The organism is Sulfuricella denitrificans skB26, assembly GCF_000297055.2.
Classification (GTDB): domain Bacteria; phylum Pseudomonadota; class Gammaproteobacteria; order Burkholderiales; family Sulfuricellaceae; genus Sulfuricella; species Sulfuricella denitrificans.
The window spans coordinates 2,356,994-2,374,561 of record NC_022357.1; the positions used below are offsets into that span (position 1 = coordinate 2,356,994).

Consider the following 17,568-nt stretch of genomic DNA (forward strand, 5'->3'; position numbering starts at 1 on the left):
ACCGTTTCCCTCTCTCCTGACTCTCTCCCAGAGGGCGAGAGGGACGAAGTCTCGCTTCGCGAGTTTCACTTGCGGGCAACGGAACCTAGTCGAATCTGACGTGTCCATATCGCCGTTGCCATTACCCGCGTAAAATAGCCCCCCATGGAAACCGCCCGCAACATTTTTTCCCATCGTAAATACTGGGCCAAGCGCTTCGGCACTGCCCCCGTGCTGCCGATGTCGCGCGCCGAGATGGATCAGCTCAGCTGGGACAGCTGCGATATCGTCCTGGTCACCGGTGACGCCTATATCGACCATCCCAGCTTCGGCATGGCGCTGATCGGCCGGCTACTCGAAGCACAGGGCTTCCGAGTCGGCATCATCAGCCAACCGGACTGGCACAGCCCGGCCGCCTTCAAGACGCTTGGCAAACCCAACCTGTTTTACGGCGTTACGGCCGGCAACATGGATTCGATGGTCAACCGCTACACCGCCGACCGCAAGATTCGCTCCGACGACGCCTATACGGCCAACGCCGAAGGCAACAAGCGCCCCGACCGGGCGGTGATCGTTTATTCGCAGCGCTGCCGCGAAGCCTATGCCGACGTTCCGGTGGTGATCGGCGGCATCGAGGCATCCCTGCGCCGCATCGCCCACTTCGACTACTGGTCGGACAAAGTACGCCGCTCCATCCTGCCGGACTCGAAGGCCGATATCCTGCTCTACGGCAATGCCGAACGGGCGCTGGTGGAACTGGCCCACCGTCTGGCCAAGAGCGAACCTATCGCCAGCATCACCGACCTGCGCGGCACGGCCATCTTGCTCAAGGGCATTCCCGAAGGCCGGCAAGTCATCGATTCGACCTCGGTAGACACGCCTGGCAAAGTGGGAACGCATGTTAATCCTTACGCAGAAACATCTGCTGCCGCCTGTGCAACCGAAGGTGAAAAGCAGAGCGAAACCCAGCCAGTGCAGTTTCACCCGCCGAAGAGGGCGGATCGCACCCAGGGCGTGATCCGGCTGCCCTCCTTCGAACAGGTGCGGGACGACCCGGTGTTATATGCTCATGCCAACCGCGTATTACATCTCGAAACCAACCCCGGCAACGCCCGCGTGCTGGTGCAGGCTCACGGCGATCGCGACGTGTGGATCAACCCGCCGCCGATTCCGCTGACCACCGAAGAAATGGATGGCGTCTTTGACTTGCCTTATAACCGCCGCCCGCACCCGGTTTACGGCGAAGCGAAGATTCCAGCCTACGAAATGATCCGCTTTTCGATCAATATCATGCGCGGCTGCTTCGGCGGCTGCACCTTCTGCTCGATCACCGAGCACGAAGGACGCATCATCCAGAACCGCTCGGAAGCCTCGATCCTCCGCGAGGTCGAGGAAATCCGCGACAAGACACCGGGTTTCACCGGCATCATCTCCGACCTAGGCGGCCCTACCGCCAACATGTACCGGCTGAAGTGCCGCGACCCCAAAATCGAGTCCTCCTGCCGCCGGCTTTCCTGCGTCTTCCCGGACATCTGCGAAAACATGGGCACCGACCACGGCCCGCTGATCCAGCTCTACCGCAAGGCACGGACATTGCCCGGCATCAAGAAAATTCTGATCAGCTCGGGTGTGCGCTACGACCTCGCGGCTAAGTCACCGGAATACGTCAAGGAGCTGGTCAGCCACCATGTCGGTGGGTATCTAAAGATCGCGCCGGAGCACATCGCTGAAGGACCTTTGTCGAAGATGATGAAGCCGGGCATGGGCGCCTATTACAAGTTCAAGGAGCTGTTCGAGAAGTTTTCCAGGGAAGCCGGCAAGGAACAGTACCTGATCCCCTACTTCATCTCCGCCCACCCCGGCACCACCGACGAGGACATGCTGGAACTGGCGCTATGGCTCAAGGCCAACAGCTTCCGCCTGGATCAGGTTCAAAACTTCACCCCCACGCCGATGGCGATAGCCTCCGCCATGTACCACACCGGCCGCAACCCGCTACGCAAGGTCGACCGCAAGAGCGAAGAAGTGACCATCCCGAAGAGCGGCAGGGCAAGGCGGCTGCACAAAGCTTTCCTGCGCTACCACGATCCCGAGAATTGGCCACTGTTGCGCGAAGCGCTCAAGCAGATGGGCCGCACCGATCTGATCGGTGCCAGCAAAAAGCACCTGGTGCCGGCCTGGCAGCCCGTGGGAACGAGCCGCACGCCTGCCAGCAACCACCGCCCCGAAACCGGCAGAGGCACTGCCCGTACCCAGCACACCCTGGATCGACCAAGAGCAACCCGCCGTTCCAAGTAACGCAGCCTTCCTGCCCGAAAAATAAACACTTCGGCATATTGCCGGATGGTTTATTTTGTTTTAGACTCTACTACCATATGTTGATATAACTATAAACGTCCTACCCATATATTGTGGTCAGGAAATAACAAATAAAATCAACCATGGAGGAGTTTTATGGCACAACCCAAGGCATTTTTCGCGGAAGAAACATCGTCCGCACAGGAAGACCAACCCGCCAAACTTCGACTCCTTCCCGGCGGCCGACGGCAACACAAAGGCGAGATGCGAAATGCGCGACGCATCCCCATCAACTGTCAGGTAAAAATCCGGGTTACGGAAAGCGGCGAAACCGTTTACGGGACCACCAAGGATCTGAGCGTCGACGGCGTTTCACTGCTTACCGACTATGTCCCGCGCTTCGGCCAGTTGCTCGACATCCACGTGCTGCCGCCACAAGGCTCGACCATCAAGCCGTTGCGCGCACTGGTCCAGGTCAGGCGCTGCGTCAAGATGGACTCCAGCCGCAGTTATGAAATCGGCACGGCAATTTTAAAAATCCGTGAATAAACCGATTTAACCTTCTTCATCCAGTGTGGTGACGATATCGTTGTCGCGCCGCGCTTGTTTCCGCCTCTCCTCGGCGGTGCGGGTATCCAGAAAAGCTTGTCCGTGCTGCAGTCGACGGCACAATCCACGGCGATCGCTGGCGGTGCGTTTCTCCAACCGCACAGCCTTTGTTCCACCAGTCCCCTTTTCAGCCCCTGCTTTTGACCCGAAACGTTGAATCACCCGGGGTACGCGCGTACGCGGCTCCACAGGCCTGGCGGGCCGAATAGCATTCACCGGCGCGGGTTCCTCTGCTTCAACCGGCGATGGGGACGACGGCAAGCTGTCCACATAACGCATCGCAAATCCTCTGAACGTCCAGTTTTAAATATAACCCTATGCGAGCTGTCTATCAACCCGATAAAACGCTATAATTCCGCCTCTTTTACCTGATGAAACAATTCGTTGCCATGACCCTGCAAGAAGAAATCCGCCGCCGCCGCACCTTCGCCATCATCTCCCACCCGGACGCCGGCAAAACTACGCTGACCGAAAAGATGCTCTGGTTCGGCGGCGCGATCCAGATGGCAGGTGCAGTTCGGGCACGTAAATCCGATCGCCACGCGGTTTCAGACTGGATGGAACTGGAAAAGCAGCGCGGCATTTCGGTGACCTCGTCGGTGATGCAATTCCCCTACCGCGACTGCATCATCAATCTGCTCGACACCCCCGGCCACGAGGATTTTTCCGAGGACACCTACCGCACCCTGACGGCGGTGGATTCGGCGGTGATGGTGATCGACTCGGTGAATGGCGTCGAGGCCCAGACCATCAAGCTGCTCAACGTCTGCCGCCTGCGCGACACGCCTATCCTCACCTTCATCAACAAGCTCGACCGCGAAGGCAAAGAACCAATCGATTTGCTCGACGAAATCGAGTCGGTACTGCAAATCCAGTGCGCACCGATGACCTGGCCTATCGGCATGGGCAAGCGCTTCCGCGGCACCTACCACCTCTACAACGATGTCGTCTCGGTATTCGATCCGAACGCCGAGAAAGGCACTTCGGAAATCATTCAGGGGATCGATAACCCGCGCCTGGATGAACTGATCGGCGACCAGGCCGACGAGCTGCGCATCGACATCGAACTGGTGCGCGGCGCCTCCCACACCTTCGACCGCGAGGCCTATCTCGCCGGCAAGCAGACACCGGTGTTCTTCGGCTCGGCGATGAACAACTTCGGCGTGCAATCCTTGCTCGACGCCATTGTCGAGCTCTCTCCCGCGCCCCTGCCGCGCCCTGCGCAAAGCCGTGCAGTGGAACCCGACGAACCCAAATTCAGCGGCTTCGTGTTCAAGATCCAGGCCAACATGGATCCCAAGCACCGCGACCGCATTGCCTTCATCCGCATCTGCTCCGGGCGCTTCGACCGCGGCATGAAACTCAAGCAGGTGGCGAGCGGTAAGCTGTTCACGGTGAGCAACGCCATCACCTTCATGGCGCAGGATCGCAATACCGCCGACGAGGCCTATGCCGGGGACATCATCGGCATCCCCAACCACGGCACGATCAAGCTGGGAGACACTTTCAGCGCAGGCGAAGACCTGAAATTCACCGGGATTCCCTCCTTTGCACCAGAAATCTTCCGCCGCGCCCGGATCAGGAACCCGCTGAAGATGAAGCAGTTGCAGAAAGGCTTGCATCAACTGGCGGAAGAAGGCGCGACCCAGCTATTCCGGCCCATCGCCAGCAACGACCTGATTCTGGGCGCGGTCGGCATGCTCCAGTTCGACGTGGTGGCACACCGCCTGCAGTTTGAATACGGCGTAGATGTAATATTTGAACCCTTCGACGTCGCCACCGCGCGCTGGCTGCGTGGCTCCGATGCCGACCTGAAGAAACTCGCCGACAAGCACGGCTTCAACGTCGCGCTGGATAACGCCGACGATTACGTCTATCTGGCACCGAACCGGGTGAATTTGAACCTGACCCAGGAACGCTTTCCGGAGATCAAATTTCTGGAGACGCGAGAGATTTACTAGACCGCCACTTTGCCCATCTGATCCCGACGGAAACTTTTCAGGATATCAAGCGCCTAATTACTTATTCTCTCCCCCGATAAAGGAATGGCCATGTTCAAGCGCATCCCGCCCTACCTGCTCCTGCTTGTGCTGGTTTTCTCATTTTCCCAATCTGGTTGGGCTGTTGAAGCACCGAACGGCTTCCACGGAATGACTTGGGGAACACCACTGTCAAAATTGACTGGTTTGACCGTTGCCGACGACTCCGGGCAGGTGAAATACTACCGCCGGACCGGCGACCCACTGAACCTTGGCAAAGCAGAACTGAAGCGGATTTCGTACGGTTTTTACATGGGGAAATTTTATTCCGTGCTGATTGAATTCGAAGGCAAGGCGAATTTCGAAAAAGCCAGAGCCCATCTTCTGGCGACCTATGGAGAAACCGCCAGGATCGGCAGCGGTGGAACGAGCTATATGTGGGCAACCGCCGATGGTGCTTCGGTTAATCTCAAGTACAGTGAAACCCCTCAGCAGGGCTATGTGTTTTTATTTAACCGGATCGTTGCCAAATAACCGCAAACGCCCCTTGTCTCTAGCCGCCGGTAAAGCGCACGATATGCCGCCGGTCGCGCTTGGTGGGACGGCCCTGGCGCTCCTCGCCATGAACAGCCTCCGCCTTCAATTGTGCCACCAGCGCCTCGCGCGCTGAGCGGCTTGCTTCTGTTTCCCGGTAAAGCTTCGCCGCTTCGCTGGCCGGGCCGCGGCGTGGGGAAAGTCCGCATACGACTACAATGAACTGGAACAGGCCGATTCTGATGACTAGCGTGTCGCCGATGCTGACGGCTTTCGCCGGCTTTACACGCACCCCGTTGAGATGCACCTTGCCACCTTCGACCGCCTCCGACGCCAGCGAACGCGTCTTAAAGAAACGCGCTGCCCACAACCACTTGTCGATGCGTAATTTCGTGCTGTCTTCGTTCATACCAATCTCAAGCCGCACCGCCGCTCAAGGCTTCCGCCCAGGAAATAGCTGCCAGGTGAGCACCATTAACATCTTCAGCCGTAAGCCCCAGTCCAACAGCGAGTTCGGTCATGCGCTGCGCGTCGCAGTTCTCGCAGGCTTCAGCCAGTTCGAGATAAGGTCCATAAACGCCTTCGTGCTTCAACAATGCCTGTGAAATCGACTCCGGGACATGCAGTTTCTCGACCACATTTTCCAGCGGCGTTTCCAGGATAATTCCGAGCATGGACAGCATGCCGACGATGAACAAGTTGTCCTGTTCCTGTTTGGGCAATTTGGTCTTGCCCAACAGCTCGATGAACCGGCTGCGGGTCAGCACGGTCAGGGTCAGTGCAGGCGGAATGACGCTGCTGCCCGCGGTGTAAAGCAGAAGCGCCACCCAGCGATAAAGCTGGCGGTAGCCGACCAGGGCAAGCGCCTGGGGGATTGCCGTCACCTTGCGCGACAGCCCCATCGCCGGTGAATTGATATAACCCAGCAGCTTGACCATCAGCACCGGGTCGCGCTTGAACACCGCCTCGATCTCCGCCGCCTCAGCGTTGCGTCCGATCAGATTGAGCAACTCGGTCAGATTCATCTGGCCGGGATTGATCGCCTTTTCCGACACCGTTTCCGGACGGGCAAAATAATAACCCTGGAAACAATCAAAGCCGGCATCGTGGCAGAACTTGAAATCAGTCCCGGCCTCGACCTTTTTGGCAACCCGCCGGGCCGGGAATTTCTCCAGCCGGCCCAATACCTCGAATAGCTGGGTCGCATCGTACTCGTTGACGTCGACCTTGAAAAAATCGGCCTTGCCAAGCAGTGCATCGTCTTCCTGGAGCAGACCGCCATCGTCCAGTGCCACGCCAATCTGGCGGGCACGCAAACCATCGCAAGCGGCAAGCAGTTCAGGAGTAATGGCAGCCTTGCCATAGAGATCCAGCACCACTCGTCCATCCGGCAATAACGCCAGAAAATCGGGGTCGAGCAACATGCTAATGTCGACGTTGATAAAGACCAGCTTGCCTTCCGGCAACCAGCCCGAATCGAGGTTGTTAAGCAAGCTGACCAGGATTTGCGCACTGGCGTTCAGATCGTCCTGCACCTTGGCGGCGGCTGCCTGCACACCAGATCGATAGAACAGCTCGTAACCGAGGATCTTGCGTTCCCGGTCGAGTACCGGCTGTCGGCCGATGTAAGTCTGGTTCCCCATGATTACGCCATCCTCTCTCTGATTCGCTCCATGACCAGCGACTATTGTCTTGACAGAACAGGGTGCCCAAAGAAATAGCCTTGTGCCCAGTCTATTTCCAGCTCACAAAGAATATCAGCGGTATCGGCATCTTCGACAAACTCGGCTATCGTGGTCAACTGCAGATCTTTTGCGATATCGCTAATCCGTTTGACAATCTGCCTGACGCGTTTGTCATTCAACTGTTTAATGAGGCTTCCTTCGATTTTTAGAAACGAAATCGGCAAGTCGGCCAGATACTGGAATGAAGAATAGCCACTGCCAAAATCATCAATGGCCAAGCGCATTCCAAAATCAATGAAAGGGGCAAGCTTGGCTTTGACTGCATTGGCATCACCGAGCAATTGTCTTTCTGTAATTTCCAGCACCATAGGCTTGGTAGGGCCCAAATCCACCCCGCACGATATGCAGGCTGCCTGAGCTTCGGCAAACAAACCCTGGACCAAATCCTGATGAAGCAAAAGGTCCGCCGAGATATTGACGAAATGTGCTATATCTTGGCCACCGCTGGCAATATTAGTTGCACAGTGACTCATGGTTTGTCTAATGATCTGGTAATCGACCAAGTGTGTTAGCTGCAATTCCATTGCCGCCGAAATAAAGTCGGTAGCCTCAATCACATTTCCGGATTCATCAATTAATCTGGCCAATGCTTCTTCAGCAACCGGCTTTCCGGTTTTCAGGTCTACAATCACCTGATATGCCGGCATCAGCCTGTTGCTTTCAATAGCCGTGTTGAGTTTAGCCGCGATGGAATAAACCTCGCGCTTGTCCCTGGCTTCCACCACACGATTTCGTCCGGATTTCTTTGCTTCATAAAGTGCAGCATCTGCTGCCTTCAGCAGAAAGTCCGGGGTGTCACCGTCACGGGGATAGCTGGCAATCCCGATGCTTGCAGTGGTTTTAATTTTTTGATTATTGAGCTGAATTGAGAATTTTTCGATTTCTCCCCTTAGCCGTTCAGCAATCTTGAATGCGCCTCTCTCGTCCGTGTCTGGCAGGATAGCCAAAAATTCTTCGCCGCCCCACCTGCTCAACCAATCGGTTGTGCGTAACGTAATTTTTGCAGTGTCACTGACTCCGAGCAAAATCTTATCACCGATATCATGACCATAATTGTCGTTGAGCATCTTGAACCGATCCAGATCAAACAGAAGCATGCTAAAAGGTTTTGCCGATCTTTTTGCGCACGCATACTCACGGTTGACCACCTCTTGAAACGCCCTCCGATTGAGCAGGTTGGTCAAAGGATCAATCGAAGCCATTTCTTCCAGAGAAACTTTCAATCGGGCCTGATCCAGGGCCACCGTAGCTAACTGGGCAAAAGCAATGAAAGGCTCCATCCCGATCTGCTCAAAGTATTCCCGTGTATCGACGAAAACCACAATCAGCCCCCTGAAGGGCTGGTCCGGGTCACCAATCGGCAAGGTCAGTCCTTCCTGGAAACCGTATCGAATCGCCTTTTCACGCCAGATACCAAAGCTTGGATCAGAATCGATCTGTACCAGAACAGGCTCATTTTTTGCCAGAGAACGCCTGCCAGGACCTTTCATCGCTTCCGGAGAAAGATCAACCACCAGGTCACGGGTATATTCGGAAGCTCTTCCTACTGAATAAGAAGGTCTGATCGTTTCAGAATCTGGATTGCCCAAGTACATCCATGCCAGGCAAACATGCTCAGAAGCCGCGACAATCGCATCACAGGCAGCCCTCAATACTTCCTCGGGCGTATTCCCCTGAGCCAGGCTTTTGGTAGCCATTAACAGGGCCTTATATATGGATAGCTGTTCTTGAGAGGATTCCATTTTAATTACTCTTATTTGGCATACATAGGATTATGCCGGAAAGAATCGCATCGGCCATTTTTTCCTGATATGCGTCATCTTTTAGCTAGCGTTCTTCTTCAGGGTTGCTCAAGAATGCTGCTTCCACCAAAGCGGGAAATGACGAGAGCCTGCAACGTGGGGTGCGAGATGTCTTCGGCCACGAACCTGACCCGCGCCACCGGTTTTGTTATCTCCACCACCGCAGCCAGATAACGTGTGGCCGTGCTTTTGCCCGCACCGGTACGGGCCGCAACCACCGCGATCACCGGCTTGCTGACCTTGAGCATGGTGTCGTTGGGTCCGAGCAGGTGAAACGAGGCGCCGCAGGAGAAGGTCAGCGCAGCAAGGTGCAACCTGTTCGTGGCGCACGTCGCTGTAGGCAAAAAACACGTCCTGCACGCCCAAGCGGCAAATCAGGTCTGACAGTTCACTTTCCGAGAAAATCGGAATGCCGGCAGGATAGCGCGGCCCCGCCAAGGTAGCAGGGTAGGTGCGATACTCGATGTAAGGAATCTGGGTGGCGGTGAACACAACCACCTCGTAACCCGTGTGGTCACGAAAAAATACGTTGAAATTGTGGAAGTCTCGCCCTGCCGCGCCGAGAATCAGGGCTTTCCGGGCGGCGCTCATGTCAGTGCCGGGTTTGGCCAGCCGGGCCGGCAACGTCGCTGGCGAATACCTGCTCTGCATCCACCGCGTCGAATACGTAATGCTGGTTACAGAACTCGCAGTCGGCCTCGATGTAGCCGATTTCATCCAGCAGGGAGCGGACTTCGTCGTAGCCCAGCATGCGCAAGGTATTGGCAACCCGCTCACGCGAGCAGGTACAACCGAAATGCACGGGCGTGCTGTCGAACAGGCGGATATCTTCCTCATGGTACAGGCGGTGGATGATCTCGCGTGCAGGCAAATCCAGCAGTTCCCGGGACTTGACGGTGGCGCCGAGATGCACAGCGCGGTTCCAGGCATCCGTATCGGCCTCCGGACCGTCGGGCATTTTCTGCAATAGCATGCCCGCCGCGCCGTGGCTATCGGCAGCGAGCCAGATCCGCGTATCGAGCTGCTCGGAGCGCTGCATGTAGTTTTCCAGCACTGCTGCCACGCTGCCGCCTTCCAGGTCGACAATGCCCTGATAAGTCTGCCGGCCCTTCTTCGGATCGATGGTGATCACGAACCGCCCTTCACCCACCAGTTCGGGCAGTACCGCGCCTTCGGCCAGATCGCCGTCCCAGTGAGCCATGGCCCGCATCGTCAGGTCGGCGCCGCATTCCACGACCAGCAGCCTGACCGGCCCGCCTCCCTGAATTTGCATGATCAGCGAACCCGAAAATTTTAGTGTGGCGGAAAGCAGCGCGGCGGCCGCCATCAGCTCGCCGAGCACGGTGCGCAACGCCAGCGGGTAATCGCGCCGCTCCAGCACCGCCTTCCAGGTCGCATCCAGATGAATGATCTCTCCACGAACTGCGGCGTGCTCGAACATAAACCGTTGCAGACTGTCAGATTGTTTCAAATTATTCCTCGTGGCAAAAATGCATTTGCTTTAAAATCATGTCATTCTACAGCCTTGACCCCAACGCCTTGAATATGAACCAGTCCAGAATCGCCCATTGCATCGAAGTTCTGTGCCAGAAAGGCTGCAAGGAGGTTTCCCTGACCATTCTCGCCCTGGAGCGGGGAGAACCCATGGCAGAGGTACAGGAACTCAACGAGGACGAACGCCAGGTTGTTCTGAATGAGCTCAAGTCCATCATGGCTGTCTATCAGGAAGACGGTACCTGCCGGTAAGCGTTTATTTCGGCCCTGACCTGCGCCTGAACTCAAATCCGGCAATGCCTCTGACGATCTCGCTGTAAGGCAGATCCTGCAGGCTACCGAACTGCTCCTGCGCTTCCAGCACCAAACCACGGATATCCTCCACCCGTGCCTCCCCGGCATACTCCGGTTGCAACGCGGCCTGCAGACCGAGCAGTCCACCGCACTGCACTTTCACATACTTGGCATGGGGCAGCACCGCATCGGCATGGGTCACCTTGAGCGCGAATGCCGCGTTATGTCGCAGCATCCCGACCAGCAACGAGCAATCCCCCTGTGCCTGGGCGTCAAGGCAGTTGACGGTATCCCGCTCCGCGATATTGATACGCGTGGCTTCACGGCATGCACACCGGCAGATCAGGATCGCCTTTTCGAACGGACAGGCGAGCGGATTGGTCGCCCGATAGGCATCCTGAAAAGCTCGCTCGTCCACGACGCCGGATCCGTCGATTACTTAATAATCTTCGCCGGTCATCGGTTCCGGTTCACGCACTTGAGTCAGCAAGTCCTCGGCTTCCAGTTCGTTCTCGGCAAAAATCACCTTGACGGCGTAGTTATCGGTCTTTGCCATGCCTGTGCGCACCGTTTTGGCAAACGCACTGGCTTCCTTGAAATTGGGGAAGGAATCAATCCTCTCCAGTTGTTTGAAGGGCGGAGTGATTTTATATACAAAATAGGGCATGTGAAGCTCCTGACAGTGTCTTGAGTAATAAATGAATTATAACGGGCTTGTGACCGCAGGCAAGCCGATACGCTTCCTTGTGTTATCCATGCTGCGTGGTAAGATTTCTCTATTATTACAAATATGGCCGCAAAGACGCCAAATCAAGCCATGAACGCGGAAAATTCCCAAGCAATGACATCCAGCACGGGTAGTGCGCCCATCAATTTCCAGGAAAAGACTTTTCTGGTCATTGACGACGCAGTCGGCATGCGATCTTCAATGCGCAACACCATCAGCACCCTGGGCGGGACGCGCATCGATATGGCGGGGAATGGCATCGAGGCCATCAACCGCCTGGAACAGCGCGCTTATGACATCATCCTGTGCGACTATGATCTGGGAGGTGGCAAGGATGGCCAGCAATTGCTGGAGGAAGCCAAGCGCCGCAAGCTGATCAAGAACTCCACCATTTTCATGATGGTGACAGCCGAGCGCAGCTATGAAAGGATCGTCAGCGCAGCCGAGCTGGTACCCGACGATTATCTGATCAAGCCCTTTGCCGGCGAAGTCCTGCGCCTGCGGCTGGAGCGCCTGGCAGAGAAAAAATCCTATTTCTCACCCGTGTTCGCCCTCATGGATACGCAGAATTACCGCCGCGCGATCCAGGTCTGCGACGATCTGCTGAATTCCCCCAACCAGTACAAACTAGACCTGATGCGGTTGAAGGCTGAAATCTGCCTGCTGCTAGGTGACTATGACACCGCTGGCAAACTGTACAAGCAAATCCTGGCGATAAGAGAGATTCCCTGGGCGCGCATGGGTCTCGCCAAGTCCATGTACCACCAAAACAATTTCGGCGATGCCGTGAACACCTTCAAGCAGGTCACGGAAAACGCCCCGAATTACATGGAAGCCTACGACTGGCTGGCAAAATCCCATTCCGCTGCAGGCGATGAGCAGGCGGCGCAACGCGCACTGATGGCGGTGACGGAAAAGTCGCCGCGCATGCTGCAGCGGCGCAAAATGCTCGGTGAAACGGCCTACCGCAACGACGACCTGGAAACAGCACGAGACTCCTATGAGGCGGTGCTCGAATTCGGCAAGCACTCTGCCCTCACCTCGCCGGAAGACTACGCCAACCTGAGCCGGGTATACATCGACCAAGGCAAGTGCGACCAGGCTATGACGGTACTGAAGGATGCCCGCAAGACCTTCAAAAACTCGCCGGAGTCCCTGTTGCATGGCGCCGTCATGGACAGCCTGGCCTACCAGAAATCGGGCAACACGGAAGCGGCTGAAGCGGCGCTGAAGCAGGCACTGGAAAACTTCGAGGCTTGCGACAACAAACGGGGAAGCGTGTCCCTGGACATCGCGCGCGCCTGCTTCCAGCTCGGAGATGAGGAAACCGGCAAAAAAGTCATCGAGGATTTCGTCCAGAACAATCATGACGACAGAAAAATCCTCCTCCATGCCGAAGACATGTTCAGAAAAATTGGCATGCACGACAAAGGCAAGGAGATCATCACCAACTCCTCGCGCGAAGTGATAGACCTCAACAACCAGGCTGCCCAAATGGCTCAGGCAGGCGACCTGAGAGGATCGGCGGAGCTATTGATGCAAGCAGTGGCAAAACACCAAGGGAACACAGCGATGGCACTCAACGCTGCCCATGCCATCCTGACCTATATGCAGGCACACGGCTGGGACGAAGAATGGGGAAAATCAGCGAAAGAATATCTGACTACGGTAAAAAACCAGGAACCCGACAACCAGAAATATCTGATGCTGTCAGATCTGTTCAAGGAAACCGCAAAGAATCACGGACTCCAGATATGACCTCCCAGGAAGGGAAACGCCAGATAGCCACTCGCGGGGAGCTCGATGCCATCGACTTTGCCGCCCTGTTCGCGGCACAAATCCACGACCTCAAGAACCTCCTGTTCCTGCTGCTCAATTCCCTCGATGAGACCCTGAACAACTACCACGCCAGTTCCGGGACCAACGACGAAGAGCCGTCCAACCTGGCGTTGCTGAAATACAACGGCCAGCTGATCAACGACAAGCTGATCCAGATGCTTTCCCTGTTCCGCTTCGCACAGGGGCCGTATGTGATCGACATCGCCTACCGCCCGGTGGAAGACCTGATTGAAGAAGTCGTCGCCGAAGCCAAACCGCTGCTTGGCGCCCGATCCATCGCCATCAGCAGCGATGTCGAAACGGGGCTGTGCTGGTTTTTCGACCGCGACCTCGTCGCCGGCGTGCTCAACAACGCCATACACAACGCACTCCAATGCGCGAAATCGGAAATCCGGCTCAGTGCCGCGGTGGAAAACGGCTTTCTGGCGATCCGCGTGGAAGATGACGGTGACGGCTTCCCGCAGGAAATCATGGAAAACGGTGGGCGCATGAAAAGCCTCGACCTCTCCGGCGGCAAGACCGGCCTCGGCCTGTATTTCTCCTCGGTCTGTGCCCGACTGCACACCAACAAGGACAATCCCGGGCGCATAGCGCTGAGTAACGGCAGCAGTTTGGGTGGGGCGGTGTTTACGCTATTATTGCCTTAGCCCGACTATTCATTTCCTTCAGTCCTGCCAAAGTAACCTCTAGCCCTTAAGCCTTAAACCGGCTGACCGCACTCTCCAGTGCACCCGCCAAGCTTTCCAGATGTTGCGCCTCTCCGGCAATTTCATTCGCCGCGACGCTGTTTTCTTCAGTCATTCGCGCAATCTTTTCCACATTCTGCGCCACTTGGTTGCTGGCGGCGCTTTGCTCGCGCAAGGCAGAAGAAATGTCACTAACGGCGGAAATTACCTGGTTGGCGCCGTCCCTGATCTGACTCATCGAGTCGCCGGCGCGATTCGCCATCGCCACACCTTCGGTAACACGAGTACTGCCTTCCTGCATGCTCGCCACGGCGTGGTGCGTGCCGCTCTGGATGCTGCCGATCATCGCGGTGATTTCTTCGGTAGAGCGGGCAGTCCGTTCGGCAAGCTTTCTCACTTCGTCCGCCACCACGGCGAAACCACGCCCCTGTTCGCCGGCCCGCGCCGCCTCGATAGCGGCATTGAGCGCCAGCAGGTTGGTCTGGTCGGCGATCTCCTTGATAACGTTTACGATTGTTGAAATCTGCGCAGAATGCTCGCCCAGTTCCTGAATGAATTGCGAGGATTGCTTTACTGAATCGGCGATCTTGCTCATTTCCGCCGCAGCGCCTCGCACTACCTCGCTACCCTGGGCGGATAGTTCGCCCGCTTTGCGGGCAATGTTGTCGGTTTCCTGCGAACTTTCCGCGACATGATCCATACTGGTCGTCACTTCTTCTACCGCCGCCGCCATTGACGCCGTTGCTTCGCTCTGGCTCTGCGAACTTATGGCGACGTGATGCGAGGACTCTGAAAGCTTGCCGGCAGCCTGCATGACGCCGCGCGAGTTGCTAATCACTTGCTGAATAATTTCCTGGAAACTCTGGATCATCTGGTTGAATGAATGGCCGATCTGGCCGATTTCATCATTGGCGCTAACAGCGACTCGCCGCGACAGATCGTTACTGGTCTGGATCTGGTCCATTGCACTTCCCAGTTCATTCAGAGATTGGCTTATGCGGCGAATAACCATGACCATGATCCCGCCGATCAGCGCTGCTATCGCCATAATGATGCCGATCAACCAGGTAGCGTGGTTCCAGAATATTTTGTCCACGTCGTCGAGGTAGATGCCGGAGCCGATCAGCCAGTTCCAGCCATCGAATTTTTTGACGAAAGACAGCTTGGTGTAGAGTTCAGTGGTAGTGCCGCCGCCCACTTTGGGTTTAGGCCAGTTGTAAGTAACGTAACCCTGGCCGCCTTTGTTGGCGACTTCAGTGAAGGCGGCGAACAGATTTTTCTTGCCATCGGTTTTTTCGATGGAGCCATCCAGACCGGCCTGCATGCTCGTGGCGCAGTTGAATTTTTCGGCATCAGCTACCTTGCCGTCTAGCGCAGGCACGGTTGGGTGCATTAATACTTTCGGTATCGGGGCGGTGAAATCGTTGATCCAGAAGTATTCCTTCTGTTCATAGCGTAATGCCTTGATCGCCTTCATCGCAGCATCTTTCGCCGCGTCCTCGGAGAGTACGCCCTTCTGCTGCAGGTCGTAAAAATGGCCGAGGAGGCTGTGGGCGCCCTCGACCAGGTGGCGGGTCTTGACCTTGCGATCCTCAAGCAGGGTGGCCTTCTCTGACTGCAAAGCAAAAACCGCGATTAGTATCATGCCTGTCAAGGCAGCGGCCATGATCAATAACAGGCGGATTTTGATGCTGATGCTTTTTGCGGCGGAATGACTCATCTGAGGGGACTCCCAAGAGATTGCTTTTTAAGTTGTTTTTTATGCGCGCGAGAGTCTATCTCTTTTTTTCTTGTTTGGAAACAGCGGAGAGTTACGGGGTATCGCAATCAAGACATAGCGCTCAATTATTGGCCATTAGATTCTTGTGGTTATGCAAGCGCCTTTCCTCCGGATAGCACCATCTCCCTGACCGCTGGCAACTTATCCGCCCGCCAGTGAGCGATCGCCCACTTCCAGAAATCATCCAGATCGGCTTCTTTCAATTCTGCCGGCGGAGCTTGGTTGAGGAATGCCAGCGCCTCGCACAATTGCGCCACAGAGTTGACCATATTCACCGCCGGCGCGAGAGTCTGCTTGCTGAGCTTTTCGCCACGTTCATTCACGGCCACTGGCAAGTGCAGGTAAGACGGGGTAGGCAGACTCAATAATTTTTGCAGGTAAATCTGGCGCGGAGTGGAATCGAGCAAATCGGCACCGCGCACGATGTGAGTGATCGCTTGCTCGGCGTCGTCCACCACCACCGCGATCTGGTAGGCGAACAGGCCGTCGGCACGGCGGACTACGAAGTCGCCCACCTCAGATTCCAGAATCTGGCTGATATGCCCCTGCAGCGCATCTTCGAAGCCGACCGGCGTGAGGTCAGTGCGCACTCGCACCGCACGTGGGGCTCGACCTTCCGGCAAGCCGGCCCGACATATACCGGGGTACACCGGGCCATCGATGCCGCTGATGGCGGAATCGGCGATCTCCTTGCGGGTACAGGCGCAGGGGTAGGCTGCGCCAAGCTTTTCCAGTTCATCCAGGGCGGCGCGGTAAGCTTCGTTGCGAGCGCTCTGGACCATCACCACCCCGTCCCAGTGCAAGCCGAAGGCGTCGAGTGTGCGCAGGATGTCGTCAGCCGCACCAGGCACTGTGCGGGGCAGATCGAGATCTTCCATCCGTACCAGCCACTCGCCGCTGCGGCTGCGCGCTTCAAGAAAACTGCCGACCGCCGCCACCAGCGAGCCGAAATGCAGCGGACCGGTCGGTGATGGCGCAAAGCGACCTCGGTAAAGGGGTTTATCTTCTGGCATCTTGAAAATCATGGAGTTCAGTCCCATTCAAGATCATAACAAACAATAACCGGAGGCAGTCATAATCAACATCCGCAAAGCCCATGAACGCGGCCATGCCGACCACGGCTGGCTGAACACCTGGCATACGTTCTCTTTCGCCGATTACCACGATCCCGAGCAGATGGGCTATTCCAGCCTGCGCGTCATCAACGACGACCGGGTGGCGGCGGGCGGCGGCTTTCCTACCCATCCCCACCGCGACATGGAGATCGTGACTTATGTCCTGTCTGGCGCGCTGGAACACCAGGACAGCATGGGCAACGGCACTGTGATCCGCCCCGGCGAAGTTCAGCGCATGAGCGCGGGCACCGGCATCCGGCACAGCGAATTCAATGCTTCCGCCAGCGAGGAAGTGCATCTGCTGCAAATCTGGATCATGCCGGACCGTAGCGGCCTAACGCCGAGCTATGAACAGAAATTCTTCGATGCCGCCGAAAAACTTGGCAGGCTACGCTTGGTCGCCTCGCCAGACGGCAGAGAAGGCTCGGTGACTATCCACCAGGACGCGAAGCTGTATGCCGGCCTGATCGACCCCGAGCACCCAGCCGAGCACAATCTGCCACCGGGTCGGCACGTCTATCTCCACGTTGCCCGGGGGGCGGCCAGCCTCAACGGGGAAGCTCTGAAAGCGGGCGATGGAGCGCGCATCGAGAGTGAAAGCAAAATTCGTCTAGAATCTAATAGTTCGGCAGAAATTTTGCTGTTCGATCTGGCCTGACCCTAAACCCACACGCCATGGAACAAATC

The 17,568-nt window shown here is 56.6% G+C and carries 18 protein-coding genes; 8 read left to right on the forward strand and 10 right to left on the reverse strand.

What is annotated here, in order from left to right; all coding sequences use genetic code 11:
* Positions 1-144: 144 nt before the first annotated feature.
* Together SCD_RS11420 and SCD_RS11425 are read left to right on the forward strand one after the other, a co-directional pair.
* The gene (locus tag SCD_RS11420; RefSeq protein WP_009205314.1) at positions 145-2,277 is read left to right on the forward strand and encodes a YgiQ family radical SAM protein; all 2,133 of its coding nucleotides are present in this window, start codon (positions 145-147) and stop codon (positions 2,275-2,277) included.
* Between the two features lie 156 nt (positions 2,278-2,433).
* The gene (locus tag SCD_RS11425; RefSeq protein ID WP_009205315.1) at positions 2,434-2,826 is read left to right on the forward strand and encodes a PilZ domain-containing protein; all 393 of its coding nucleotides are present in this window, start codon (positions 2,434-2,436) and stop codon (positions 2,824-2,826) included.
* A gap of 6 nt (positions 2,827-2,832) precedes the next feature.
* Here SCD_RS11425 and SCD_RS16560 read toward each other — a convergent pair whose 3' ends face one another.
* Positions 2,833-2,982: a hypothetical protein gene (locus SCD_RS16560; protein WP_154655466.1), complete on the reverse strand. Its 150-nt coding sequence runs from the start codon at positions 2,980-2,982 to the stop codon at positions 2,833-2,835.
* 275 nt (positions 2,983-3,257) lie between these two features.
* Between SCD_RS16560 and SCD_RS11435 the strand changes: the two genes are divergently transcribed.
* The gene (locus SCD_RS11435) at positions 3,258-4,847 is read left to right on the forward strand and encodes a peptide chain release factor 3 (protein ID WP_009205317.1); all 1,590 of its coding nucleotides are present in this window, start codon (positions 3,258-3,260) and stop codon (positions 4,845-4,847) included.
* Positions 4,848-4,937: 90 nt separating this feature from the next.
* The gene (locus SCD_RS15835) at positions 4,938-5,399 is read left to right on the forward strand and encodes a hypothetical protein (protein WP_009205318.1); all 462 of its coding nucleotides are present in this window, start codon (positions 4,938-4,940) and stop codon (positions 5,397-5,399) included.
* Positions 5,400-5,418: 19 nt separating this feature from the next.
* Here SCD_RS15835 and SCD_RS11445 read toward each other — a convergent pair whose 3' ends face one another.
* From SCD_RS11445 to hslO, 5 genes are all read right to left on the reverse strand, one after another.
* Complete coding sequence (locus SCD_RS11445) at positions 5,419-5,808, reverse strand: RNA-binding S4 domain-containing protein (protein ID WP_009205319.1); 390 nt, start codon at positions 5,806-5,808, stop codon at positions 5,419-5,421.
* Between the two features lie 7 nt (positions 5,809-5,815).
* The gene (locus tag SCD_RS11450; protein WP_009205320.1) at positions 5,816-7,042 is read right to left on the reverse strand and encodes an EAL and HDOD domain-containing protein; all 1,227 of its coding nucleotides are present in this window, start codon (positions 7,040-7,042) and stop codon (positions 5,816-5,818) included.
* A gap of 41 nt (positions 7,043-7,083) precedes the next feature.
* The gene (locus SCD_RS11455) at positions 7,084-8,841 is read right to left on the reverse strand and encodes a putative bifunctional diguanylate cyclase/phosphodiesterase (RefSeq protein ID WP_161626938.1); all 1,758 of its coding nucleotides are present in this window, start codon (positions 8,839-8,841) and stop codon (positions 7,084-7,086) included.
* A 143-nt stretch (positions 8,842-8,984) separates the two neighbouring features.
* On the reverse strand, positions 8,985-9,290 hold the full coding sequence (locus SCD_RS15840; protein WP_148290779.1) for a hypothetical protein: 306 nt from the start codon (positions 9,288-9,290) through the stop codon (positions 8,985-8,987).
* Between the two features lie 248 nt (positions 9,291-9,538).
* On the reverse strand, positions 9,539-10,387 hold the full coding sequence (gene hslO, locus SCD_RS11465; RefSeq protein ID WP_009205323.1) for an Hsp33 family molecular chaperone HslO: 849 nt from the start codon (positions 10,385-10,387) through the stop codon (positions 9,539-9,541).
* Between the two features lie 68 nt (positions 10,388-10,455).
* Here hslO and SCD_RS11470 point away from each other — a divergent pair, with 68 nt between their 5' ends.
* Positions 10,456-10,692: a hypothetical protein gene (locus SCD_RS11470; RefSeq protein ID WP_009205324.1), complete on the forward strand. Its 237-nt coding sequence runs from the start codon at positions 10,456-10,458 to the stop codon at positions 10,690-10,692.
* Positions 10,693-10,696: 4 nt separating this feature from the next.
* Here SCD_RS11470 and SCD_RS11475 read toward each other — a convergent pair whose 3' ends face one another.
* Positions 10,697-11,152, reverse strand: a complete 456-nt coding sequence (locus tag SCD_RS11475) for a hypothetical protein (RefSeq protein WP_009205325.1) — start codon at positions 11,150-11,152, stop codon at positions 10,697-10,699.
* Between the two features lie 21 nt (positions 11,153-11,173).
* A complete protein-coding gene (locus SCD_RS11480) occupies positions 11,174-11,401 on the reverse strand; it encodes a hypothetical protein (RefSeq protein ID WP_009205326.1) in 228 nt (75 codons plus the stop codon).
* A 174-nt stretch (positions 11,402-11,575) separates the two neighbouring features.
* Here SCD_RS11480 and SCD_RS11485 point away from each other — a divergent pair, with 174 nt between their 5' ends.
* Both SCD_RS11485 and SCD_RS11490 read left to right on the forward strand, forming a co-directional pair.
* Entirely contained in the window at positions 11,576-13,219 is a 1,644-nt protein-coding gene (locus SCD_RS11485) for a tetratricopeptide repeat-containing response regulator (RefSeq protein WP_009205327.1), read from the forward strand.
* Complete coding sequence (locus SCD_RS11490) at positions 13,216-13,947, forward strand: sensor histidine kinase (protein ID WP_009205328.1); 732 nt, start codon at positions 13,216-13,218, stop codon at positions 13,945-13,947. Before SCD_RS11485 ends, SCD_RS11490 begins: the two co-directional genes overlap by 4 nt.
* Positions 13,948-13,993: 46 nt before the next feature.
* Here SCD_RS11490 and SCD_RS11495 read toward each other — a convergent pair whose 3' ends face one another.
* Positions 13,994-15,706, reverse strand: a complete 1,713-nt coding sequence (locus SCD_RS11495) for a methyl-accepting chemotaxis protein (protein ID WP_009205329.1) — start codon at positions 15,704-15,706, stop codon at positions 13,994-13,996.
* 149 nt (positions 15,707-15,855) lie between these two features.
* The gene (gene gluQRS, locus SCD_RS11500; RefSeq protein WP_009205330.1) at positions 15,856-16,806 is read right to left on the reverse strand and encodes a tRNA glutamyl-Q(34) synthetase GluQRS; all 951 of its coding nucleotides are present in this window, start codon (positions 16,804-16,806) and stop codon (positions 15,856-15,858) included.
* A 34-nt stretch (positions 16,807-16,840) separates the two neighbouring features.
* Here gluQRS and SCD_RS11505 point away from each other — a divergent pair, with 34 nt between their 5' ends.
* Positions 16,841-17,539: a pirin family protein gene (locus tag SCD_RS11505; protein ID WP_041673482.1), complete on the forward strand. Its 699-nt coding sequence runs from the start codon at positions 16,841-16,843 to the stop codon at positions 17,537-17,539.
* Positions 17,540-17,568 lie beyond the last annotated feature (29 nt).